The sequence below is a fragment of the Thalassospira sp. B30-1 genome, from assembly GCF_015767575.1.
GTDB lineage: Bacteria > Pseudomonadota > Alphaproteobacteria > Rhodospirillales > Thalassospiraceae > Thalassospira > Thalassospira xiamenensis.
Genome location: NZ_CP065232.1, coordinates 35,500 through 60,012 on the forward strand (window position 1 = coordinate 35,500; position 24,513 = coordinate 60,012).

Here is a 24,513-nt window from a genome sequence, read left to right on the forward strand (position 1 = left end):
CCGGGGTGAAACGGATTATATACGAAACGGATTGCATTATTTGTCCTGCGATCCGTTTGGTGTCCTTCATTGCCAGATGCCCGGCACCGTATTGGCAATGGAGGTGTCTGGCCCCAGCACAAGAATTACCAGTGCCACAACACGCCCCTGTCACAGGACGATAGGAATGCATGACGACATGATCCGGCGGATAGAACCGCTGATCCCGGCCCTTCGGCGATATGCGCGTGCCCTTTGTGGTGATCGCGCGCAGGCCGATGATCTGGTGCAGGATTGTCTGGAACGCGCCATCAGTCGCTGGCACCAGCGCCGCGATGATGGCAATACACGCACATGGATGTTTACCATCCTGCATAATCTAGCGGTCAATTACTGGTGCCAAAACCGGTATCGCGGACCGCATATCGCTCTTGATGATACGGTCGAAACCGCATTTGCCCATGACGGTACACAGGAAAACAGCCTGCATTATCAGGATGTGATGGGCGCGATTGCAACCCTTCCCGATGATCAGCGCAGCATTCTGCTGCTGGTATCGATCGAAGATCTGTCCTATGCAGAAACGGCAAAGGTGCTGGATATACCGTTAGGGACGGTTATGTCGCGTCTGTCACGCGGGCGAGAAAGATTGCGCCAGATTCTGGATGGTGACAGGCGGAACAACGGGGATCGTCAAAGCACCCCAAATTTGCGGAGGGTCAAATGAGCCACAGCCCCATTTCAGAAGACGATCTGCATGCTTTTGTTGATGGTGCGCTTGATGGGGCGCGCCACGATGCGGTGGCGGCCTATATCGCGCAGCATCCCGATATTGCCAGACGGGTTGATGCCTATGCCCGGCATCGCGACCTGATGCGCGCGGCTTTTGCCCCGGTGGCCGATGAACCGGTGCCATCGCAATTGAATTTGCATCACCTGATCGAAAACCGCCGTCATGACGGCACGTCGGTAACCGATCACCGTCAGGATGGATTTCAGGGTGGGAATGCGGGCGGCCGGATTGCGTGGTTTGGCGGTTGGCAGGGGGCGGCAGCCGCGATTGTTTTGCTGTGTGCCGGTGGCGGGGCCGGATGGGGATTGCACGGATTTGTGCAAAATCCCGATGTGCCGGTTTTGACGGCATTGTCGGCGCCTGAAGGGATTGGTGCTTTAGCACGCGAGGCATCGGCCAGCTATGTCGCCTATGCCCGAGATCGCAACCGGCCGGTCGAAATCCGGGCGGATAAAACCGATGATTTGCTGCGCTGGATCAGTGATCGGGTCGGGATGAATTTGCATGTACCCGATCTGACGGCGGATGGATACCGGTTTATGGGCGGGCGGGTTGTCGCTACCGATCACGGCCCGGCGGCAATGCTGATGTATGATGATGATCAGGGGGTGCGTCTGGTGATGCTGGCCCGACCGATGCAGGCTGACCAGAATGCCCCGATGCAGGAACATCATGCCGATGGTGTCACCGGGTTTTCCTGGGCATCGATGGGCACGGGTTACAGTGTGGTCGGGCCGCTATCCGATGACCTCTTGCACCCGGTCGCCGATCAAATGCGCAAACAGCTAACAACCCCGGCATAGGCCGGGACGGTTTGACGAATACCGGATGCAGGACCGTTTTACACAGTCCGGCATCCGGGCCGGTGATAGAGGCCAGAACAGGGCGCTTAGCAACGACTGCGTTCGCTGCTGCCCGATCAGTCATTTAGCGGAACATCATTACCGGCACATGGCAGGACCGAACCATTTCGGTGGTGGTGCTGCCGATGATCAGGTTGCGGATGCGCGAATGGCCGTATGCGCCCATGATCAGAAGGTCGATGCCATCCGCCTCGATCCGGTTTTTGATCACGTCTTCGGGTTCACCGGCCTCGAAACCGGCGTCAACATCGTACCCGGCCTTGCGCAAAATGGTCGCCGCGTCATCAAGCTTTTCCTGAAGGCTATCTGTTGGTTTGCCAACGCACAGCAAGACGCACGGAAGTCCGGTAAACAGCTTGCCACCCGCAATGTGGCGCAAGGCCTTCATCGCACTTTCGCCGCCGTCAAACGCAATCAGGAACTTGTTGATCGGCTTGAATGCGCGCGACGCGACCAGAACCGGTTTGGTCGCAGACCGGACAACCCGTTCAAGATTTGACCCCAGATGCAGTTTGGCAAAATCGGCGGCCTCGCCCCGCTTGCCAATGATGATCAGGTCGGCATCGCCTTCAAACTTGCCAATTGCATCAATCAGATCGCCATGACGAAGCTTGGAGGTAACGGATGAAAGTCCAGCTTCTTCAAGGCCCGATTTGGCTTCTTCAAGCAACAGCCGCCCGCGTTTCAGCTCCAGCTTGGCCTTTTGTTCATCAAGGTCGGCCAGTTCCTGCAAAAGGGCGCTACGTGCACCAAGTTTGAGGTTACCACTAAGGTCGGCGGGTTCGGAGCCCACGCCGCGACGGCCCAGCACATGCATCAGCTCAACCGATGCTTCGGTGCGTTTGGCTACCCAGCAGGTCAGGTCGCGAACGCTTTGCGAATAGCCCGATCCATCGATCAGTGCGATCAGATGTGTCATTGAACGTTCCCCTTAGTGGCCCATCAGGCGTTCAAGCGCGCCGGGCTTGTCATGGATCGCCAGCTTATCAACAATTGTCTCGCTGGCTTCATTGAGACCGATCAACTCGACCTCGGCTCCCTCACGGCGGAATTTCAGCACGACCATATCAAGGGCCGCAACACTTGAAATATCCCAGATATGGGCGTGGCTGACATCAATCGTGACTTTATCAAGTGCCTCGCGGAAATCGAATGCCTTGGTGAAATCCTCGACCGAGGCAAAGAAAATCTGCCCGCGCACTTCATAGGTCCGCCATGTGCCATCGTCTGAAAGCGTGCTGGTAACCCGGAAGATCTGCGCGATTTTCCACGCAAAGAATATCCCCGAAAGCAAAACCCCGATCAGAACGCCAATCGCAAGATTATGCGTGCCGACCACGGTCACAACGGTTGCCAGCATCACGATGGATGAACTGCGCGGATGTTCGCGCAGGTTTTTGATCGAAGACCAGCTGAATGTCCCGATTGATACCATGATCATGATTGCGACGAGTGCTGCCATCGGGATGATTGCCACCAGATCGCCCAGAACCACAATCAGGATCAGAAGGAAAATACCGGCAAGGAAGGTCGAAAGGCGGCACCGCCCGCCCGACTTCACGTTGATTACCGACTGGCCGATCATCGCACAACCGGCCATGCCACCGATGAAACCGGTAAAGAAGTTGGCAATCCCCTGACCATAGCATTCGCGAATGCGGTTCGATGGTGTATCGGTCAGCTCGTCGACGATCTGTGCCGTCATCAGACTTTCCAGAAGCCCGACCGCCGCCACCGCCGCCGAATAGGGCAGGATGATCAGGAAGGTATCAAGGTTCAGCGGCACATCAGGCAGATAAATCGCCGGGAAGGCATCAGGCAATGCGCCCATATCACCGACCGTGCGCAAATCACCATCAATAAACAGCGACAGGATCGTCAGAACGATAATGCAGATCAGTGGCGAGGGGACAATTTTCGTGATCCGCGGGAACAGGTAAATAATTGCAAGGCCACCGGCAACCATCACATAGGTCATGATGCTGACATTGGTCAGTTCTGGAAGCTGCGCCATGAAAATCAGAATGGCAAGCGCGTTGACAAAGCCCGTCATCACCGATTTCGAGACAAACCGCATCAGGTTCCCAAGCCGAAGCGCCCCGGCCAGCATCTGGATCACCCCGGCAAGCACGGTTGCCGCCAGCAGGTAATCAAGCCCGTGATCGCGTACAAGCGAGCCCATCAGAACGGCGGTTGCCGCGGTCGCGGCCGAAATCATGCCCGGGCGTCCGCCAAAGATCGCGGTAATCACGGCAATCGAGAAGGATGCATAAAGCCCGACCTTCGGGTCGACCCCGGCAATGATGGAAAAGGCAATGGCTTCGGGGATAAGTGCAAGTGCCACCACAAGGCCTGAAAGCACATCACCACGGATATTGCCAAGCCATTCGGCCCGCAAACGCGGAAGGAAATCGGTATTCACAGAATTTCTCCGTATCAAACAGCCCAGTCTGTCCCCGGGGCTGGAGTGTCATCTGGCGGCATGAAAGCCGTCCCTAACGGTCAGTATTGCAATGCAGAAGGCTGTACCTATACCAATTTAAAATATGGCACAACCGCAGGGGGCGTGATCTTTGCCGGGCATTTTGTGCAAAACCCAGTCTGGAACGGAAAAACCCGCCGGAATAGCGGCGGGTTTTGTCCTGAAGTTCTGATCTCTGCGATTTAGGCAGATCAGACTATTTCCGGTTTTGGCGGTTTTCGATCAGATCATCAACCACGCCCGGGTCGGCAAGGGTCGATGTATCGCCAAGCTGGTCATATTCGTTGGCGGCAATCTTGCGCAGGATACGGCGCATGATTTTGCCCGAACGGGTTTTCGGAAGACCCGGTGACCACTGGATATAATCGGGGCTGGCAATCGGGCCGATTTCCTTGCGCACCCACTGAACCAGTTCCTTGCGCAGTTCTTCGGTCGGTTCTTCACCGGCATTCAGCGTGACATAAGCATAGATGCCCTGTCCTTTGATGTCGTGGGGAACACCGACCACGGCGGCCTCGGCCACCTTGGAATGTGCGACCAGTGCACTTTCAACCTCGGCGGTGCCCATCCGGTGGCCTGAAACGTTGATCACGTCATCAACGCGGCCCGTGATCCAGTAATAACCATCTTCGTCCCGTCGTGCACCGTCGCCGGTGGTATAGACATTGGCGAATGTGCTGAAATAGGTCTGGATGAACCGTTCATGATCGCCATAAACCGTGCGCATCTGCCCCGGCCAGCTATCCTTGATCACAAGGTTGCCATCGGTTGCGCCGGCAAGTTCCTTGCCTTCATTATCCAGAAGGGCAGGCTGAACACCAAAGAACGGAAGCGTCGCTGACCCCGGTTTAAGGTCGGTCGCACCCGGAAGCGGCGTAATCAGGATGCCGCCGGTTTCGGTCTGCCACCAGGTATCGACAATCGGGCATTTCCGTTTGCCGACATGCTCGTGATACCATTCCCATGCCTCGGGGTTGATCGGCTCGCCCACCGAACCAAGGATACGCAGGGACGAAAGATCCGCCTTGTTGACCCAGCTTTCGCCTTCGCGCATCAGGGCACGGATCGCGGTTGGCGCGGTATAGAAGATATTGACCTTGTGCTTCTCGCACACCTGCCAGAAACGCGATGCATCCGGATAGCTCGGCACACCCTCAAACATCAGGGTCGTTGCCCCGTTGGCCAGCGGCCCGTAAACAATATAACTGTGCCCGGTGACCCAGCCAACATCGGCCGTACACCAGTAAATATCGCCTTCGTGATAATCAAAGACATACTGATGGGTCATTGATGCGTAAACAAGGTAACCGCCCGACGTATGCAAAACGCCCTTTGGCTTGCCGGTCGAACCCGACGTATACAGAACAAAAAGCGGGTCTTCGGCATTGACTTCGGTCGGCGGGCAATCAGGGGATGCTGCCTCGCAGACCTCGTGATACCAGACGTCGCGGGCATCGTTCCACGCAATGTCCTTGCCGGTGTGCTTGACGACAACAAGCTTTTCGACGGATTTGACACCGGGATGCGAAAGCGCTTCGTCCGCATTGCGTTTCAGCGGCACACCGCGCCCACCACGAAGACCTTCATCCGATGTGATGACAACCTTCGCACCGCAATCTTCAACGCGGCCGGCCAATGCTTCGGGCGAAAAGCCGCCAAATACGATGGAATGGATCGCACCGATGCGCGCGCAGGCCAGCATCGAAACCGCTGCGGCCGGGATCATCGGCAGATAAATGACAACGCGGTCGCCCTTGCCCACACCCATCGATTTAAGTGCGTTGGCAAACCGGCAGACACGTTCATGCAGGTCTTTATAGGTGATATGTTCGGAAACGGACGGATCGTCGCCTTCGAAAATGATCGCGGTCTGATCACCGCGTTTTGCCAGATGACGATCAAGGCAGTTGGCCGCAACGTTCAGCGTACCGTCTTCATACCATTTGATATAAAGGTCCTTGGTGTCAAAGCTGACATTCTTGACCTTGGTAAACGGCTTGATCCAGTCGATGCGTTTGCCATGTTCGCCCCAGAAGCCTTCGGGGTCTTCGACCGACTGCTTGTACATGGCGTCGTATTTTGCCTTGTCGATCAGCGCGCCCTTCGCGATGTCGTCGGATACGGGATAAACGTTCGCAGACATATGTGGCCTCTTGTTCGTTTCCTGTTGTCTGTACGTTCGCACCGGTTACCTGCCCGCTGAAAGGTCTTTGGGCCGGTGCGATATTCTTGTGCGTTTCAGGTACCGGTTTTCGCAGTCGCAATAATTGGTGCGGGACAACCGAACGGGCGATGCAAGATCATCCGGTCGATATGGCGTAAATCGGTTCCTGTCGCTTGCGCCCTATGCTAGTGCGCTGATGGATTTCAGGGAATACAACTTAAGACGGGGGGCAAAATGGCGCGCAACTGCCGCGGCACCGTTCTGATTTCCCTGCCTTGCGTTTGAATGCATTGTTGCAACACAACCAATCCATCCCAGCAATCCTGTCTCGATGCTGACAAACGAGCATTCCCCGAAGTAGGTAATTGAAACATAGTCATATTATTGCGATTTCGCCAGTCACGATCTGACGTTTTGCGACGTTTCACAGCGATATATCAAATCGGTTGCGTTCTGGATTTAATGGAACAAAACAGATACAAAGAAATCAGGCTATAACCAAACGGTGGGAACATGGATCCGATCTCTCTTGCAGCGGGCGCAATTGCGGCACTTGTCGTCGCACTGGTTTTCAGTGTGCTGATGGTCAAACGCACCAAAGAAGCCGTGATGGCAGAGGCAGAGTCGCGAACCGCCTTGCTGGCGGCACAACTCGATCAGGTCGATGCAACCCGGCGTGAACTGACAAACGAATTGGCAACCACGCGTAACCGGCTTTCCGAAGAATCCGAAAAGCGCGCCATTGCCGAAACCAGACTGGAAAAAGAGCGCGAAGCCACCACCGAAAAGCTCGCGATGCTTGATGATGCGCGCACCAAACTGCTTGATAGCTTCAAGGCATTGTCGTCTGACGCGCTTAAAGTCAACAATGACGAGTTCATGAAGCTGGCGCGTGAGAATTTCTCGCGCATGCAGGAAGGGGCCAAAGGCGATCTGGAAAAACGCCAGCAGGCCATCGACAGCCTCGTCAAACCGATTCAGGAACGTTTGCAGGCGTTTGATACCAAGGTCAATGAACTGGAAAATTCGCGCAAGGAAGCTTATGGCGAATTGCGCAATCAGGTCGGCCAGCTGGTTGAATCGCAAACCCGTCTGTCCAAGGAAACCCAGACGCTAAGCTCTGCCCTGCGGTCTAGTTCGTCGGTATCAGGCAAATGGGGTGAATTGCAGCTGCGCCGGATCGTTGAGCTGGCCGGCATGCTCAAACATTGCGATTTCGAAGAACAGGTGCATTTCAATACCGACGAAGGCGCGCAGAAGCCCGATATGGTCATTCATCTGCCGGGTGGTAAAAACATCGTCGTCGATGCCAAGGCCCCGACATCGGCCTATCTTGAGGCGATCGATGAAAAGCACGACGACATCCGTCGCGAGGCCCTGATGGGCACCTATGTGACCAATGTGCGCAAGGTGATTTCCGACCTGTCAAAAAAATCCTATTGGAAATCGGTCGATTCGCCCGAATTTGTTGTTCTGTTTCTGCCCGGCGAAAGCTTCTTTTCGGCGGCCCTTGAACGAGATCCCCGCCTGATCGAAGACAGCTTCCGCGATGGTGTCATTCTGGCGACCCCGACAACCTTGTTGGGACTTCTGAAGGCCGTGGCCTATGGCTGGCGCCAGGAAGCCTTGGCCGAAAATGCCCGCGATATCAGCGAAATCGGTCAGCAGCTTTTTGATCGTCTGGGGACCCTTGCCAAAAACTTTGCCTTGATGGGCAAGTCGCTTGAAAGCACGGTCAAAAACTACAACAAGACTCTTGGCACGCTTGAAGGAACGGTTCTGGTTTCAGCGCGCAAGCTCAAGGAAAAGCATATCGTTGCCGACGACCGCGCCATCGAAGAACCACTTCATGCTGAAACCCATGTGCGTGAAATCACCAAAACCGAATTGCTTGGCGCACCTTCTGATGTTTTGACGGCCCAAACCGATGATGATGACGATGAAACGCCCCATACCGGTACCGATCATGGCTGAGTTGCACGTTAATCGCGTTAATATGGGGCTGTTGCTTGACTAAGCTGCGACGAAACCTTATCTCGAAGCGCTGATTTCGCTATAATGCGATGAACGCATAGATTTCCAGACCGGACAGAAGACACATGGCCCTGCGCGACATTCTCATTGTTCCCGATCCCCGCCTTAAGCAGGAATGCGAAGAGGTGGCAGAGGTGAATGACGAAATCCGTGAATTGCTCGATGACATGCTTGAAACCATGTATGCGGCACCGGGTATCGGCCTTGCTGCGCCCCAGATCGGCGTGATGAAGCGTGTGGTTGTCATGGATGTGTCCGATGACAAGGAAAAGCCCCAGCCGCTGAAGCTCGTGAACCCGGAAATCATCTGGGAATCCGAGGATACATCTGTCTATCAGGAAGGCTGCCTGTCGATCCCGGAACAATATGCCGATGTCGAACGCCCTGCCGAAGTTGGCCTGCGCTACCTGGATGAAAACGGCAAGGAGCATGAAATTGAGGCCGATGGCCTGCTCGCCACCTGCATCCAGCATGAACTTGATCACCTTGATGGCATTCTGTTCACGGATTATCTCAGTGCGCTTAAGCGCAACATGATCCTGAAAAAGGTGCAGAAGCTGCAAAAGACGAAAAAGTCTGCCTGAGTCGATCAGTTTTCAGTCTTAAGAAGGGCCGTATGATCGGCCCTTTCATTTTGCGCGCGGTTTGAGGGAGCCGATATCCATTCCGATGATCCAGCCTTCGCGTTTGCGGATGATCGGGCGATCAGGCAGATATTCGGGATGTTTGCCATCGGCAATGCGGATCAGTCCCAGGGCTCCGACCAGCGCATCAAACGCATCGTCCTTGCCCTCGTCAGGGCCGAAACCTGATTTGATGTCGGCCGCAACTGCGGTGTTTATTTCAATTCCATTTCCCACGGCATAGTCGATCAGGGCCGCAACAGCCAGAGTACGGCTTTTATGATTTGATTTGGTCACCTCATCAATACCGAGCCAGCCATAGATTTCACCGGGATAGGTTTCAATCAGGGTTACGCCGTTCTGTTGGCAGCATGTCGAAAGATCACCAGTAAAGGGCCATATGTTAAATCCATCGCGATAGCCGGGAATGATCAGATGTTCGAGCCCGTGCAACATTGCTTTGCCAACCTGATTGGCACCAAGGGTCCAGAAAGACGGGCAGGCGGCGGGGCGGTGATAGGTGGCCCCTTCGCACAGGCGATAAAGCTTATCAAAGCTTGATACACCAAGGGCATCTACAAGATGTCCACGCTTTACACTGCCTTTTACGCGGGCTGTTTTGGGATAGAACGGTCTGTGATGGGTGATTTCGTCCGGGTTTGTGCAGACGTCGGAAAAGCTATCCCATTTGCCAGTGAAAATAATATCCAGCAAAGATTTAAAATCTTGAATATTTGCGCCATCATACCAGTGATCGACAAAGCCGACCGGCATATCAAGACCAAGCCAAAGGGCGTGGTCCCGACCGTATTGTGAAAGTGACTGGCGAAACTGGTTTAACAGTCCGACCGGCTCGATCGCATAAATCAGCCATCCGGATGTATTGCGGCGTGCTTTGGCGACCCATCGGGATTTGGCAGATATGCTCCAGTCTGCATGCCATATATGTTCGACCGGGTATTTGCGCGGCTCGGGAAAGGCTTGGCTTGTCATTTCCACAAGATAGCGCCAAATTGCCGACCAGTAATCGAAAAATACCCCCGACATTGTGATGAATGGACGTGACCGATGACCAAGCTGCGCATTGCCTTTATGGGAACTCCGGATTTTGCCCTTGTGGCGTTAAAGCAACTGGTCGCAGCCGGTCATGATATTGTCTGCGTCTATTCCCAGCCGCCACGCCCGGCCGGTCGCGGGCAAAAGGAAACGCCGACCCCGGTTCATGCATGGGCGCAAGAACAGGGGATCGAGGTCCGCACGCCTGTTTCCCTGAAATCAGATGACCAGAAACAGGCCTTTGCCGACCTTGATCTTGATGTTGCGGTGGTCGCGGCCTATGGCCTGATCCTGCCAAAGGCTATTCTCGATGCGCCGAAATATGGTTGTCTGAACATTCATGCGTCCCTTTTGCCGCGCTGGCGTGGTGCGGCCCCGATCCAGCGCGCCATACTGGCGGGGGATGACAAGACCGGTGTGACCATCATGCAGATGGATGTCGGGCTTGATACCGGTGACATGCTGTTGGTCGGTGATATTCCGATCACGTCCGAAACTTATGCCAATGCCCTGCATGACGATCTTGCCGAGCTGGGGGGCAAACTGATTGTCGAGGCGCTTGAAAAGCTTCCGGTCAGTGGATTACGGGCAACCAAACAGCCTGAAGACGGCGTGACCTACGCTGCCAAGCTTGAAAAATCCGAGGCAAAGCTTGATTTCACCGATTATGCTGCGGCACTTGAACGCAAGATCCGCGCATTTACCCCATGGCCGGGTGCCTATTTCGAATTTGGCAAGGAACGTATCAAGGTGCAGGCCGCCATCGTTACCGACCAGACCGGTCCGGTGGGCACCATCCTTGACGATAATCTGACGATTGCGTGCGGCACCGGTGCGCTGCGCCCGACCCGCATTCAACGGCCGGGCAAGGCAGTTATGGATACCGATGCGGTGTTGCGCGGCTATGACAAGCTTGCCAAGGGCGTGGTTTTGCAGGGCTAAGTCCATGGAAATGGTATTCGACATTCGCAAAGCCACTAACCGGGACGGCGATCAAATCGCAATCCTGATTGATGCGGTCTTTTCTGACTATCCCGGTTGCATCTTTGACCGTGCGGGCGAGTTTCCTGAACTTGATGCGATTGCCGATGATTTCACCGCCGGGAATGGTTGTATCTGGGTTGTCGAGGGGGATGGGCGTGTTTTGGGATGCCTTGGCATCAAATACGATCCGGCACAAAAGCAGGCGGAATTGCACAAGGTCTATCTGGATCGGGCCACCCGCGGGCAGGGCGTTGCACAACGCATGCTGACAAAGGCACTTGATTGGCTGATGCAAACCCATCCTGATAGCACCGAACTTGTCCTTTGGACCGATACACGGTTTGAAGCCGGACATCGCTTTTATGAAAAATGCGGGTTCACCCGAACTGGCGAAACCCGCATTCTTGATGATCTTAGTGCCTCGTCGGAATACCGGTTCAAAGCTCGACCGAACGATGTTCTGCTTCGGATTACCTGACCGCTTGCGAACTCAGCTTTGCTGCCCGGTAACCGGGGCTGCAATGGCCTTGGTTTCGGTAACAGCTTCGGGTTTGCGGACGGAGCGAGCATCGCGCAGGCCGAGCTCCCATGGCGGGATCGGGGTGAATTTTTCGGCCAGAAAGTCTACAAAGGCACGGACCTTTGGCGACAGGTGACGTTTGTGTGGATACACAGCCGAAATCCACGCCAGATCGTGAACATATTCTGTCAGAACCGGCGTCAGGCGGCCCGCACGGATATCTTCATGAACCAGATATTCGGCCAGTCGCGCCATGCCGAGTCCGGCAACGACCGCTTCGTGCAATGCGTCACCGTCATTGGCGGAAAAACTGCCCTGTGCCCGGAACGAAACATGACCTTCGGGGGTATCGAAATGCCAGTCGTTGAAGCTTTCGCGCGAAGACAGATGCAGACAGTCGTGGTTTTCAAGTTCCTGGGGTTTACGCGGGATACCGTTCTTTTCCAGATATTCCGGCGATGCGACGATCATGCGGCGGTTGACCGCATATTTGCGCGCGATCAGGGATGAATCTTCAAGGGCGGACAGGCGAATCGCCAGATCGTAACCATCGTTGACCAGATCGGTGAATTTATCATCCAGCGTCAATTCAATCCTTACATCGGGATAACGCGCCAGAAATTCCGGAATCAACGGCACGACCTGATATTTGGTGAAGGCCACCGATGCGTTGATACGCAACGTTCCGCGCGGGGCTGCGTAAAGCTGGGTCACGACTTCTTCGGCTTCTTCGATCTCGTTTAAGATCGTGCGGGCGCGTTCGTAAAAGGCACGGCCTTCTTCGGTCAGGCTAAGCTGGCGGGTGGTGCGCATCAAAAGACGCGCGCCAAGTCTGTCTTCAAGGCGCGAAATGTATTTTGAAACCGCCGAAGGTGACAGACGCATGGTCCGTGCAGCAGCTGAAAAACTGCCTTCTTCAACGGCATGGACAAAGATTTCCATTTCTGCGGCGCGATCCATCGGTGTATTTCCTATTTATGACCAATATTCACAAGTAATGTGCATATTGAGGTAATTCTCTTCTGCCGTAAAGGAAATTAGATTGGGTTCATCAAACGCGACACGTTGTCGCAATGAACCAAATTCTTAAAGGAGGTCTGCCATGACCACTTATGCTGACATCACCAAGCTGAACATCAAAACCAGCGAGATTGAAGCTGGCGTGCGCAAAGGCCAACAGCTTCGCGCTGAATATATCGGCAGCCTGTTCCGCAGCCTGTTCAAAGGCTCTGACAAGTCCGCCGACATCAAGCATCCGGCTGGCACCGTTGGCGGTGCTGCCTAATTGACGACCTCGCGGTCGAGCGACGTTTGATCTTCCTCCCCAAACGACGCTCCCGCGATGGACTACCGCGTTTTTTCTAGCGTCTTCCTCCCTAGACGACGCTGTTTTCCCGACTGGCCCGGGCTCTTTTGAGCTCCGGGCCATTTTTTTGTCTCATCGTCGATTTCCGACTTTGAAATCCCCCGGCCTTATTCACCGGTTTGGCGGGCGACGCCCGGCGGGATATAGAAGCCCGGCCGTTCCGACATCCATGACAGCACCGAAACAACCGCCATTGCGACGATGGTGATCCAAAGCGTCGTGCCGATATCAATATCGGCGGCAAACATCCAGCCATAGATCGCCGGGCCAATCGCCGATGCCAGAACCATGACCGCAGTCAAAGTGCTTCGAACCGCACCAATTTCATCCAGTGGCACCAGTTCCGGGATAATCGCGGTGCGTAATGTTGTGGCAAAGCCGGTGGTGATCCCCAGCATCCCCATATAAACCGGGATCATGACCGGGGTTTCGGTGATCGCCAGCAACGATACCGCCCCGATGGCCGGGATCAGATGATAGGGGAACAGCTTGCGAGCGGTATGGCTGTCAATCAGCGGTCCGCTGCCAAAGGCCCCGATCACCGATGTGATGGCGAAAACCGTAAAGCCCGCTGCAAACCAGGTGAGGTCGATGTCTTTACTGGCTGAAATCGATCCCTGATGGAAGAACAGGGCGGTCATCACCAGCGGCGGGGCGGCCAGCATCGGCATGCAGAACCAGATATAGCGTGACCGGAACAGGCGCGGATGGCTGCCTGTGGGTGACGTATCCCGGGCGACCTCCTGATTCGCACTAGCGGTCTTGCTGTTGTTTTCCATTTTGCCCGGTGCTTCGCGGAATTTCGCGTTATCGCGGATCAGCAGGATCGCAATCGGCATCAGGATAACCACGATGAAAATACCGGCCCCGGCATAGGTGGCCCGCCAGCCAAATCCGGCAATAAGTGCCAGCAGGGTTACCGGCATGATTGCCTCTGCCAATGGAAAGCCAAAGCTTGCAATGGCGAGGGCACGTCCACGACTGCGGTCAAAATAACGCGCAATGCCGGTCATGCTGACATGGCTCATCAATCCCTGTCCAGCCAGACGCAGAATAAACAGGGCCGCAATCAGCATCCAGGCCGACTGTGCGGCGGCAATCACAAGGCAGCCGATGGTCAGCAATACCATGGTCGCCAGGCTGTAGCGCAGCATATCGATGCGGTCGATCAATCGCCCGATGAAAGGCAGGCAAAGCGCGCTTGCGATGGTGATCCCGGCATAAATATTGGCAAACTCGGTTTCATTGATCGAAAGGCTGGCGCCGATGAACGGAACGAAAAGGGCGACCAGAAAGGTCTGACCGAATGACGAGCCAAAACTATGAAGCGCCCCGAATGCCAACGGGCGGGGTGCCTGACGCAAAAGACTGAGGAATTGCATGAGGTTCAATCAATAGTATGAGGAATTCTTCCGGCGATATTATCTAGGGCGGTGAAAAGCGTCTACTGCCCGAATGCATAGGTATTATGTAAGCAAATAATAAGAAAAAACCCCCGCAAGAACATGTTCTTGCGGGGGTTTTCGGATCAAAAGTAAGTCGTTTCAGCGGTGAAATCAGGCAGCTATTTTGGCTGCCGGACCATCCGAATGACGGCTTTTCCACCAGTTCAGGCCCAGTATCGCCAGAATGACGACCGTGCCTGCGATCTCTGCCCGAATGTCAGGATAGAAGATGCCAATTGTCGCTGGAACAATCAGAATGCGTGACACCAGATCAATCTTGGCAAACATGAAGCCTTCGAGTGCGGCGGCAAAAGCCGCCAGCGACAGGATCGCGGTAAAACCAGTCCAGAGCACAAGCGGCAGCGGGCCACCAGTGATGATTTCCGGATTGAACACCATGAAGGCCGGGATCAGATAGAGGCCCTTGGCAAATTTCCAGGCCTGCATACTGGTTTCCAATGGACTGGCCCCGGCAATCGCGGCCCCGGCAAAACCGGCAAGCGCAATGGGCGGGGTCACGTTACTGTCCTGAGAATACCAGAACACCACCAGATGAGCGATCAGCAACGGAATGCCGAACTCGTTGGACAGTGCCGGTCCGACCAGAACGATCAGAACGATATAGGATGCCGTCACCGGCAGGCCCATGCCGAGAATCAGGCTGGCGATCAACACCAGAACCAGTGCCAGAACAATATGGCCGCCCGAGAAAGCGATCATCATCGACGAGAATTTCAGACCCAAACCGGTCAGTCCGACGACGCCGACAATAATACCGGCAACAGCGCAGGCCATGCTGACCGCAACCGCATTTTTTGCACCGAGTTCAAGGGCGGCAATTGTAATCCTGACGCCATTGGCAAGGGCAACCTTGAGGCGATCATGGCTTGCCTTTTCGCCGTTCTGCGGCGCGACATAGAAGAACCAGATCACGTATCGCAGGGCGGCAACCGCAAGGACGGAAATGATCGCCCAGAAACCGACACGCATCGGTGAAATGTTCAGCACCAGAAGGTAAATCAGAACGCCAAGCGGCAGAATGAATTGCCAGCCTTCCTTAAGCACCTGCTTCCAATCGGGCAGTTCTTCGACCGGCATGCCACGCATACCGTTTTTCAGCGCGACGATATGGACAAACAGATAAACCGTGCCGAGATACAGGATCGCCGGGAAGATCGAGACCATGACGATTTCAAGATACGGAACCTGTGTATATTCGGAAATCAGGAATGCACCTGCCCCCATGAGAGGTGGCGTGATCTGGCCGCCGGTCGAGGCAGCGGCTTCGATACCACCGGCCTGTGCGGGGCGATAACCCAATTTTTTCATCAGTGGAATGGTAAAGGCCCCGGTGGTGACAACGTTGGCAATCGCCGAACCGCTGATTGATCCCATACCGGCAGACGCCAGCACCGCGGCCTTTGCGGGACCGCCAGCCTTTCTGCCGGTCGCCGCATAGGCCATGTCGATAAAGAATTTACCCGCACCGGTCACTTCAAGGAATGCGCCAAACAGGACGAACATGAAGATGTAGGTCGCTGCAACTCCCATCGGCAGGCCATAAATGCCTTCCTGACCAAGATAAAGCTGACCGACTAGGCGATCCACATCAGCGCCCCGGTGGCTAAGGATGCCGGGCAGCCATTCACCAAGCCATGGCAATGCACCACGTGGACCGGAAAGTGCATAGACGATTGCAATGATGCCAATCACAGTCATGCCAAGGCCAACAGCACGACGGCTGGCTTCGAGTACGGTGACGGTTGCAATGATGCCGATGATCAGATCGGTACTGGTCCAGAAACCCGCACGGTTGAAAATCTCGTCCAGATAGAAGGACAGATAGAATCCCGTAATGAACGCACCAGCCAGAAATCCCAGATCGATGACCCAACCCAGAACGCCCCGTTTGCGGTTCGATCCGAAAACGGGGAACATCAGAAAGGCCAGAAACATCACAAAGGCCAGATGGATCGAACGCTGATAAAACAGGCCAAGCGGCTCGATCCCAGCGCCATACATCTGGAACAGTGAAAGTGCAACGGCGACAACAGAAATTGCCAGTACAACCAGTTTGGGTTGTGGCAGTTTGTCCGCCAAGGACGGAAGCGGTGCCGGTTCAGACATGAAACTTATTCCCCGGTATCAAGGCGGATGGTGACACGGGTGTGTTCAGCCATCTTTGAAAGATATATTTCGTCACCCTCTGTCGTGACGATACGATGGTCGACTGCAAGACTTCCGACGCGCAGGGCATAGGCATTGCCCGGCACAGGTTCGTCGATGTCCTCGATCCAGTATCCGCCACCTTTGGCGCTGGTCAGGACTCCACGACCCGGATAATGGCCAAGACCTGCTGCAAAATCGGGTTGGTATGTACGATGCAGGACCATCCTGCCCAGATCATCGACATAACAATCGATAACCCCGTCACCAGTGACCGAATGGTTCCAGTAAAGGCACCAGCCAGATTGGCGTGGAATTGGTGTTCTGGCCAAAACCGATCCGTCAGCGGCAATGACTTCCAGGTGGTCCGTTGCCGTACCCGGCGTGGTTTCAGCATGACGAGCTGGCCCGCTACATGCCGATATCAGAAGGGTAAAGGCGGCCAATGCTGGCCGCCCCCAATTTAGTGAAATCATGGATAAAGCTTAGGCGGAATCGGTGAACCGGTTTCTTCGTAGTAACGAAGGGCACCCGGATGCATCGGAATCGGCGTCGAGTTCAGAGCGAAATCAACGGTGGTGTCGTTGGCAGCCGGGTGAATGGCGATCAGTTCATCAACTTTTTCAAACAGGGTTTTGGTGATCTGATAGGCCAGTTCGTCATCCATTTCTGCATTCACGAACAGAACGTTCGGGGTTGAAACGGTGTTTACCGGTGCGGTTACACCGTCATAGAGCCCTTTGCGCAGCGCATAGGGTGCGAAGGTCGGTTCGGCATCAAGAGCAGCAACGATTTCCTCATCGCTGAGAGCGATCAGCTTGATCTCACGCGTGGTTGCGAGGTTCAGGATCGAGCTGGTGGGCGGGCCGACGCTCCAGAAACCTGCATCGATATCGCCGTCACGAAGTGCGTCGGCGGTTTCGTTGAAGTTCAGGCGCTGTTCTTCGATGTCATCATAAGAAATGCCGTTGGCTTCAAGCAGGGTTTTGGCAGAAACTTCGGTGCCGGAACCTGGCGCACCAACAGAAACGCGTTTGCCTTTAAGATCGGCAAGGCTGGTAATGCCGCTATCTGCCATGGTCACGATCTGAACGGCATTCGGATAGATCGAAGCCAAGGCGCGAACATTGTCAAGTTTGCGGCCTTCGAATTTGCCTGTACCCGTGAAGCCGGCATAAACAGTATCGGCCAAACCGATTGCAATGTCGCTGTCGCCACGGGAAATAAGGCCCATGTTTTCAACAGATGCACCGGTGACTTCGGCAACTGCGGTCGCACCGTCAACATATTTGCTGATCAGTTCCGCAAGACCGCCGCCATACGGATAATAAACGCCACCGGTACCGCCGGTCGCGATGGAAAGCTGACTTTGGGCGAATGCCGGGGCACCGAACATCATCAGTGCTGCCGCTGCAGAAAGCAGATTCCGCAATTTCATACTTAGTCCTCCCTAGGATTAGTGTTTACTGCGTTGATAACAACAGAAACGGTCAATAAAGAAATATTGGCAGTTATCTTTTGGTATCTCCTCAGTTGTTGGTCGTCCTGTTCTCTAACGAATATGGTGTCGGGTAGGCACTTAACAGGTCGTTGGGATAATAAAGCAGTGTCCGATCCGGTCGCCAAATACGGCACGCGCAAATCGCCCGTGAAACTGATTCACAAGGATGCTGTCAGAAATCCGACAAAATGCGGTGGCATTCAGATGCGATTGACCCGTTATCGGGCCGATCAAGCGTCATGCGATGAAAGCATGCCTTCCCGGACATTGGTTATTCTCCCTGACGAATGTTGTTTATTGTTTTGCCCTAGTGATTGGCAAACATCATGCCAACCGGGGATTCTATTTTTCTATTTATATATCAAACAGATACAAAAATCAGCCAGATCATATCGGCGGAAAATTGCCGATGCACCATTTCTTTTTCGGCGGATTTTTGCCGATAGACCCGATTCACAAATATCCTAACACTTTAAAGCTGCGGGACAAATTATCGCTCTTCAATGGTATCACGGCGAATGTTCAGCTTTTTCATTTTTTCGTTCAGGGTGCGACGCGGAATGTCGAGTTCGTCCATTACTGTTTTGACGTTGCCGTTATGGCGCGTCAGAGCATCGCGGATGATGTGCTGTTCGAAATGGCGAAGCTGATCTGCGAGTGATCCGGTTTTGTCGGCAGGGTCGGCGGCACCATTGCCAATGCTGTTGCCAAACAGACGTGCCCAGCGTTCTTCGGCGTTGCCGGTCAGGAGCACATAGCGTTCCGCGAGGTTTTTAAGTTCGCGCACATTTCCCGACCATTCATGAGCCAGAAGTCCGCCCCAAAGTTTTGCAGGCGGTTTTTCATACGGGCGATCAAAATTTTCGGCCGCCCGTTCGGCAAAAATGTCAAACAGCAGCGGCAGGTCATCCTTGCGCTGGCGAAGCGGGGCGATTTGCAGTTCGAATGTGTTGATCCGAAACAGAAGGTCTTCGCGGAAACGCTTATCAGCAACGGCGGTCGGCAAATCTTCGTTGGTGGCACAGATCAGCCGGAAATTGACTTTTACCGGGGTGTTTGACCCAAGTCGGACGATTTCGCGCTGTTCAATGACGCGCAGAAGCTTGGCCTGCAAGGCCAGCGGCATGCTTGATAATTCATCAAGAAACAGGGTGCCATTATCGGCATGTTCGATCCAGCCGATCCGGCGGTTGGTTGCGCCGGTAAAGGCCCCTTTTTCATGACCGAAAAGCTCGCTTTCGGCGGTACTTTCTGGAATTGCCGCGCAGTTAACGGCAACAAATCGCCGATCATTCCGGGTGCTGAGGTCATGAATGGCACGCGCGACCAGTTCCTTGCCGGTACCGGTTTCTCCGGAAACCAGAACCGGGACTTCGGTCGGGGCGATATTGGCGATTTCGGCCTTGAGGGCACGCATCGACGGGCTGTTGCCGATCAGGCGGCTGTCAAGCGTGCCCTGTTGGGCGATTTGCGTGCGCAGGGCGCGGTTTTCGATGACAAGCTTGCGTTTTTCAATTGCGCGCTCAAGGCTTTCGAGGATGTCGTTCGGCTCAAACGGTTTTTCAACGAAATCATAGGCCCCGCTTTTCATCGCTTCGACCGCCATCGGGACATCGCCATGACCGGTCATCAGGATCACCGGAATGTCACGGTCGATCGCCAGAACCGATTTGGTAAAGGCGATGCCATCAAGCTTTGGCATTTTGACATCGGTCAGGATGACGCCGGCGAAATCGGGTGTGATATCTTCAAGGGCTGAAATCGCGTCGGCATGAACACAGATGGTGTAGCCTGACAGGTCAAGCCATTGCGACAGGGAAACACGCAGGGCTTCTTCATCATCGACGATGATCACCTGTGCCGTTTGTGGTTTTGCGCTGGTGGTATCGATTTTCGAGTGCGGCATTACGTCTGCGTCCCCCGCATCAATGGTAATTGTATTTCAAAGCAGGCCCCGCCACCCGCCCGGTTATAGGCGCGGATCGTTCCACCAAAGTCACGAACAATTCCATAGCTGACCGACAGGCCAAGCCCCACACCCTGTCCCGGGTCCTTGGTGGTGAAGAACGGGTCAAACAGCAAAGCCAGGCTTTCCTCGCCGATGCCAGGACCGGTATCGGAAATGCGAATGGTGGCTTTATCCCGGGTTTGCGTAAGATCGACGATGATGCGTTTTTCCGTCTTGCCGTTCGCATTATCCGTTCCCGGTATTTCGGCCATGGCATCAAGGGCATTGCGGATGATATTGACGAAAACCTGTTCGATCCGAACCAGATCGGCATGGACAATCAGATCACCGTCAAATGCCGACTGTTCAAGCACACAGCCTTCATTGTGCAGCTGTGATGACAGTAATTGTATCACATTATCAAGGGCAGCCCGGATATTGACGGGTTCAAGCACGCCGGTTGATTTGCGCGAGAAGGTTTTAAGTTGCCCGGTGATCGATCCCATGCGTTCGGTCAGGGCAGAAATCTGTTCGATATTGGTGCCCAGATTTTCCGGCTTTCCCCGTTCCAGCATCAGTCTGGCACTGGCGCAAAAGGTTCGGATTGCGGCAATCGGCTGGTTGATTTCATGCGCGATTGCGGCGGACATCTGCCCAAGGGCGGCCAGTTTACCCGCCTGAACCAGTTCATCCTGCGTGCCGCGCAATTCGGCCTCGGTCTTGCGGCGTTCGGTGATTTCCTGTTCAAGACGTGTGTTAAGCGCCTGAATGCGGGCAAATTCCATGGATTTGCGCTGGGATGCCAGTTTCAATTCACGTTCGCGCAGGAACAGCACAATCAGGATGATCAATCCCGACCCGATCAGGGTGATCAGCATGACGCTTGTGCGTCGCTCTGCGACATAGTCCATCGGAGTCAGATAAAACAGATTCCATTCACTGCCGCTGATCGGTTTGATGTCAAACAGGAAGCGTTCATTACCGATTTCAAGCAAGCCATCCTCGCCAGAAGGATTTTCAGCAATGTTCAGTGACCGGAGTTCCTGACCGGAATATTGGCGATTGCGCAAGATGCGCTCACGGTCGGTTTCGGTCAGCGGGCGAATGGTGCGATATTTCCAGTCGCCGCGACTGGTTAACATGATCACACCGTCGGCATCTGAAACAAAGACTGTTTCGCCCCCGTCCTGCCAGTTCCGTTCAAGCTCATCGAGTTCAATTTTGACAGCAACCACGCCGACAATTTCGCCGGATTTCGATATCGGATGGGAAATGAACAGGCCTGATCGCCCGGTGGTCACACCGATCCCGTAGAAAAATCCTTCCTGCCCGGCGAAAGCTTCGGTGAAATAGGGGCGGAAACTGTAATCCTGACCCACGAAACTGTCGGGCGTTCCCCAGTTGCTTGCCGCGACCGTTTTGCCGGTTCGGTCCATGACATAAAGTGCGGCCGCGCCCGACCGTCCGTTGACCTTTTGCAGATACTGGTTGGCAATATCCACAGTGCCGTTTCCGGTGACGACATTGACGATTTCATGATTTCGGGCAACGACATAGGGCAGATATCGATAGCGATCGACAGCGGCGCGCAATGTGCTTTCATAAAGTGCAAGGCGGGCCTGGGATGTTTGCTGTAACTGGCTGATGGCAAGGGTTTCGGTCGAATTGACAGCAAGCCAGACGACCAGTCCGGCAATGACAATCCCGGCAAAACTCAACGATGCGCGACTATAGGTGCTTAACCAGTAGAACAATCCTGCCTCTCGCGCGTTAGAGTTTGGTCTTTTGCTTCATACAGGGCGTTTTGGCGCCCGGTCTGTTGGCGGGGGTGTCCGGCTTCCTGTTCGGGTGCACGATAGTTATGTGGCATCGGGACGGGGAGTCAATAAAGACGCAGGGCAGTACCGGTATTGAATGTCGCTTTCCCATGGGGTGGAACGGCAGAAATCAGGTAGGGTCTTGGTGTCGTACATGAACAAAGCCTCAAATATGCCTCAAGTGGTTATTTTTTCGCCACAATGGGATGTATTTTGTTAGGCTTGTTTCAAATTTTAATCTGTCTAACTGACGAGGTTCAGGTGAGTAAGATCGCACTTGTTGATGACGACCGTAATATCCTGACATCGGTTTCGATGGCGCTTGAAGAAGAAGGGTATGAGGTCCAGACATATTCCGACGGGTCTGAAGCGCTGCATGCCTTGACCAAGGAAGAGCCCGATCTTGCCGTGCTCGATATCAAGATGCCGCGCATGGATGGCTTGGAGCTTCTGACGCATCTTCGCAAAAAGACCCAGATGCCGGTGATTTTTCTGACATCCAAGGATGACGAGGTCGACGAGCTGACCGGTCTGAGACTTGGGGCAGATGATTATATCAAAAAGCCGTTCTCTCAGCGTTTGCTGATCGAGCGTATCCGGACCTTGCTGCGTCGTGCCGAAATCATGCGCGCAGGCGGTGTTCGCCCGAGCGGTTCGGAAGACGTTATTCAGCGCGGGGAACTGGTTCTTGATCCATCACGCCACATGTGCAGCTGGAAAGGCCAGCATGTGAACCTGACAGTGACGGAATTCCTGTTGATTCAGGCGTTGGCAAAACATCCGGGCCACGTGAAAAACCGTGATCAGCTGATTGATGCGGCTTACGGCGAACATATTTATGTTGATGATCGTACCATCGACAGTCACATCAAACGTCTGCGCAAGAAATTCCGCGAGACAGACAAGGAATTCAAGGAAATCGAAACCCTGTATGGCGTTGGTTATCGTTACCGCGACACAGCGACGGTTGCGAGTTGAAGTCCTGAACACTCTTGTCGCAGTGCCGGGCCGATATTGGCCCGGCCAGAATTGCGGGTCTGAATGAGCGATTTACCTGCCTCGGCTGAACAGCAATCCGTGCCGCAACACGAAACCCGTGTTGCGCGGATAGAGGAACGCCACGGGCTTTTTTCCCCGTTAACCTGGCGCATTCTGGCGGTGAATGCGCTGGCTCTTTTTGTGCTGGTCGCGGGTATCCTTTATCTTGGCCGTTACAAGCAGGAACTGATCCATTCCGAACTTGAAGCCATGGCCGTGCAGGCGGAAATGTATGCCGCCGCATTGTCGACATCGGCTGTCGGACAGGGTGATGATGCAACCAATCGGGTGAAGCTTGAAGTCGCGCGCGAAATGGTGCGCCGACTTGTCGGGATTACCGGGGCACGGGCACGGCTGTTCGGGGCGAATGGCCAATTGATCGCTGATAGCCGCAATGTCCGGACATTTGGCAGCGGTGCGGTTCAGGCAGAAGAGCTGCCAGCACCGGGTGAAGATGACCAGCTTGCCGAAATCATGCGCAAACTGACCGAGGGAATTCTTTCGCTTTTTGAGGGCGAGCAGCCGCTTCCGCTTTATGTCGATCCCCCGGTCGCAAGTGCCAGTGATTATCCGGAAGTACGTGCCGCCCTTGCCGGATATTCACGCGGCGTGGTCCGGGTGGATAGCCAGGGGCGCCGGGTTTTGTCGGTTTCGGTGCCAGTGCAGCGTTTCAAGCAGGTTCTGGCGTCGATCATGCTGACCAAGAATGGTGATGCGATCGAAAATGCCCTGCATGCGGTTCGGCTTGATATTCTGAAAATCTTTGTTTTTGCGTTTGGTATTACGGTTCTGCTGTCGATTTATCTGGCCGGGGTGATTACGCGCCCGTTAAACCGTTTGGCGCGTGCGGCCGAACGGGTCCGGCGCAGCAAGAACCGTCAGTTTACCATCCCCGATCTTTCGGATCGTCGCGATGAAATCGGCGATCTGTCGACGACGCTTCGCGATATGACCGAAACGCTTTGGGATCGTATGGACGCGATTGAACGTTTTGCCGCCGACGTCGCCCATGAAATCAAGAACCCGCTGACGTCGCTTCGCAGTGCGGTTGAAACCGCTACCCGTCTGAAAGACCCGGAACGCCAGCGCCGTCTGATGGAAATCATTGCCGAAGACGTTCAGCGCCTTGATCGCCTGATCAGCGATATTTCCGATTATTCACGCATGGATGCCGAATTGTCGCGCGCTGAAACCGAAGAAGTTGATCTGCGTGTTTTGCTGCAAACCCTTTGCGAGCTTTATACGCCGATGCGGATGGCCCGCCGGTCAAGGCATCGGTGCCTGAAAACCTCATTGTGCCGGCCCTTGAAAGCCGATTGGTGCAGGTGTTCCGCAACCTGATTTCAAACGCGATCACCTTTACCCCCGAAGGCGGATCGGTGCGGGTGCGCGCATGGCGTGACAAGGATCAGGCTGTGGTGACGGTCGAGGATGATGGACCCGGCATTCCGCCCGGCAAGGAAGAAGCAATTTTCAATCGGTTCTATACCGAACGCCCATCAGGCGAAAAATTTGGTCAGCATTCCGGTCTGGGGCTTTCGATTTCCAAACGCATCGCCGGGGCGCATAACGGCGACCTGACAGCGACAAACCGAATCCTCGATGGCGAGGTCAAGGGCGCGATCTTTACCCTGCGCTTGCCGCTTGAAGAAGGTGCGTAATCCGTCGAATTGCCGATAATTTCTATCCATGAGGATAGACCTGCATGTTTCACGTTTGACAAGCCAGTATCAC

At 54.6% G+C, this 24,513-nt stretch carries 21 protein-coding genes; 10 read left to right on the top strand and 11 right to left on the bottom strand.

Annotation, left to right across the window (positions count from 1 at the left end):
* Window positions 1–166 precede the first annotated feature (166 nt).
* Together IT971_RS00160 and IT971_RS00165 are read left to right on the top strand one after the other, a co-directional pair.
* On the top strand, window positions 167–706 hold the full coding sequence (locus IT971_RS00160; RefSeq protein ID WP_063092107.1) for a sigma-70 family RNA polymerase sigma factor: 540 nt from the start codon (window positions 167–169) through the stop codon (window positions 704–706).
* Window positions 703–1,575 carry an anti-sigma factor gene (locus IT971_RS00165; RefSeq protein WP_063092108.1) on the top strand — a complete coding sequence of 291 codons (873 nt, stop codon included), beginning with the start codon at window positions 703–705 and terminating at the stop codon, window positions 1,573–1,575. The genes IT971_RS00160 and IT971_RS00165 overlap by 4 nt, the downstream gene beginning before the upstream one ends.
* Before the next feature lie 124 nt (window positions 1,576–1,699).
* On the opposite strand, the gene IT971_RS00170 is transcribed toward IT971_RS00165, so the two are convergent.
* From IT971_RS00170 to acs, 3 genes are all read right to left on the bottom strand, one after another.
* Window positions 1,700–2,554, bottom strand: coding sequence for a universal stress protein (locus tag IT971_RS00170; RefSeq protein WP_063092109.1), 855 nt, complete (start codon window positions 2,552–2,554; stop codon window positions 1,700–1,702).
* A gap of 12 nt (window positions 2,555–2,566) precedes the next feature.
* Entirely contained in the window at window positions 2,567–4,057 is a 1,491-nt protein-coding gene (locus tag IT971_RS00175) for a SulP family inorganic anion transporter (protein ID WP_063092110.1), read from the bottom strand.
* A 256-nt stretch (window positions 4,058–4,313) separates the two neighbouring features.
* Complete coding sequence (gene acs / locus IT971_RS00180) at window positions 4,314–6,260, bottom strand: acetate--CoA ligase (protein ID WP_007088284.1); 1,947 nt, start codon at window positions 6,258–6,260, stop codon at window positions 4,314–4,316.
* Window positions 6,261–6,794: 534 nt separating this feature from the next.
* Between acs and rmuC the strand changes: the two genes are divergently transcribed.
* Window positions 6,795–8,255, top strand: a complete 1,461-nt coding sequence (gene rmuC / locus IT971_RS00185) for a DNA recombination protein RmuC (protein WP_063092111.1) — start codon at window positions 6,795–6,797, stop codon at window positions 8,253–8,255.
* A gap of 125 nt (window positions 8,256–8,380) precedes the next feature.
* The gene (def, locus tag IT971_RS00190; RefSeq protein WP_037989353.1) at window positions 8,381–8,899 is read left to right on the top strand and encodes a peptide deformylase; all 519 of its coding nucleotides are present in this window, start codon (window positions 8,381–8,383) and stop codon (window positions 8,897–8,899) included.
* A 45-nt stretch (window positions 8,900–8,944) separates the two neighbouring features.
* Here def and IT971_RS00195 read toward each other — a convergent pair whose 3' ends face one another.
* Complete coding sequence (locus IT971_RS00195) at window positions 8,945–9,931, bottom strand: methyltransferase type 12 (RefSeq protein ID WP_223304952.1); 987 nt, start codon at window positions 9,929–9,931, stop codon at window positions 8,945–8,947.
* Between the two features lie 75 nt (window positions 9,932–10,006).
* Between IT971_RS00195 and fmt the strand changes: the two genes are divergently transcribed.
* Complete coding sequence (gene fmt / locus IT971_RS00200; RefSeq protein WP_063092113.1) at window positions 10,007–10,936, top strand: methionyl-tRNA formyltransferase; 930 nt, start codon at window positions 10,007–10,009, stop codon at window positions 10,934–10,936.
* Between the two features lie 4 nt (window positions 10,937–10,940).
* Window positions 10,941–11,456 carry a GNAT family N-acetyltransferase gene (locus IT971_RS00205; RefSeq protein ID WP_063092114.1) on the top strand — a complete coding sequence of 172 codons (516 nt, stop codon included), beginning with the start codon at window positions 10,941–10,943 and terminating at the stop codon, window positions 11,454–11,456.
* Window positions 11,457–11,468: 12 nt separating this feature from the next.
* Here the strand turns inward: IT971_RS00205 and IT971_RS00210 are convergent, their stop codons facing one another.
* Window positions 11,469–12,458 carry a LysR family transcriptional regulator gene (locus IT971_RS00210; protein ID WP_037989424.1) on the bottom strand — a complete coding sequence of 330 codons (990 nt, stop codon included), beginning with the start codon at window positions 12,456–12,458 and terminating at the stop codon, window positions 11,469–11,471.
* Window positions 12,459–12,600: 142 nt separating this feature from the next.
* Between IT971_RS00210 and IT971_RS00215 the strand changes: the two genes are divergently transcribed.
* Window positions 12,601–12,783: a hypothetical protein gene (locus IT971_RS00215; RefSeq protein WP_007088277.1), complete on the top strand. Its 183-nt coding sequence runs from the start codon at window positions 12,601–12,603 to the stop codon at window positions 12,781–12,783.
* A 188-nt stretch (window positions 12,784–12,971) separates the two neighbouring features.
* Here the strand turns inward: IT971_RS00215 and IT971_RS00220 are convergent, their stop codons facing one another.
* From IT971_RS00220 to IT971_RS00245, 6 genes are all read right to left on the bottom strand, one after another.
* A complete protein-coding gene (locus IT971_RS00220) occupies window positions 12,972–14,246 on the bottom strand; it encodes an MFS transporter (protein ID WP_063092115.1) in 1,275 nt (424 codons plus the stop codon).
* Window positions 14,247–14,420: 174 nt separating this feature from the next.
* On the bottom strand, window positions 14,421–16,436 hold the full coding sequence (locus IT971_RS00225; RefSeq protein ID WP_063092116.1) for a TRAP transporter permease: 2,016 nt from the start codon (window positions 16,434–16,436) through the stop codon (window positions 14,421–14,423).
* 5 nt (window positions 16,437–16,441) lie between these two features.
* Window positions 16,442–16,951, bottom strand: a complete 510-nt coding sequence (locus IT971_RS00230; RefSeq protein WP_063092117.1) for a DUF1850 domain-containing protein — start codon at window positions 16,949–16,951, stop codon at window positions 16,442–16,444.
* Window positions 16,948–17,913 (bottom strand): TAXI family TRAP transporter solute-binding subunit, encoded by a 966-nt coding sequence (locus IT971_RS00235; RefSeq protein ID WP_063092118.1) that lies wholly within the window; start codon window positions 17,911–17,913, stop codon window positions 16,948–16,950. Before IT971_RS00235 ends, IT971_RS00230 begins: the two co-directional genes overlap by 4 nt.
* Before the next feature lie 553 nt (window positions 17,914–18,466).
* Window positions 18,467–19,882, bottom strand: a complete 1,416-nt coding sequence (locus tag IT971_RS00240; RefSeq protein ID WP_063092119.1) for a sigma-54 dependent transcriptional regulator — start codon at window positions 19,880–19,882, stop codon at window positions 18,467–18,469.
* Complete coding sequence (locus IT971_RS00245) at window positions 19,882–21,678, bottom strand: ATP-binding protein (protein WP_063092120.1); 1,797 nt, start codon at window positions 21,676–21,678, stop codon at window positions 19,882–19,884. The genes IT971_RS00240 and IT971_RS00245 overlap by 1 nt, the downstream gene beginning before the upstream one ends.
* 324 nt (window positions 21,679–22,002) lie before the next feature.
* Between IT971_RS00245 and IT971_RS00250 the strand changes: the two genes are divergently transcribed.
* From IT971_RS00250 to IT971_RS22320, 3 genes are all read left to right on the top strand, one after another.
* Window positions 22,003–22,719 (top strand): response regulator transcription factor, encoded by a 717-nt coding sequence (locus IT971_RS00250; protein ID WP_007088270.1) that lies wholly within the window; start codon window positions 22,003–22,005, stop codon window positions 22,717–22,719.
* Window positions 22,720–22,782: 63 nt separating this feature from the next.
* The gene (locus IT971_RS00255; protein WP_252724169.1) at window positions 22,783–24,120 is read left to right on the top strand and encodes a stimulus-sensing domain-containing protein; all 1,338 of its coding nucleotides are present in this window, start codon (window positions 22,783–22,785) and stop codon (window positions 24,118–24,120) included.
* Window positions 24,099–24,440: a sensor histidine kinase KdpD gene (locus IT971_RS22320; protein WP_252724170.1), complete on the top strand. Its 342-nt coding sequence runs from the start codon at window positions 24,099–24,101 to the stop codon at window positions 24,438–24,440. The genes IT971_RS00255 and IT971_RS22320 overlap by 22 nt, the downstream gene beginning before the upstream one ends.
* Window positions 24,441–24,513: the final 73 nt, after the last annotated feature.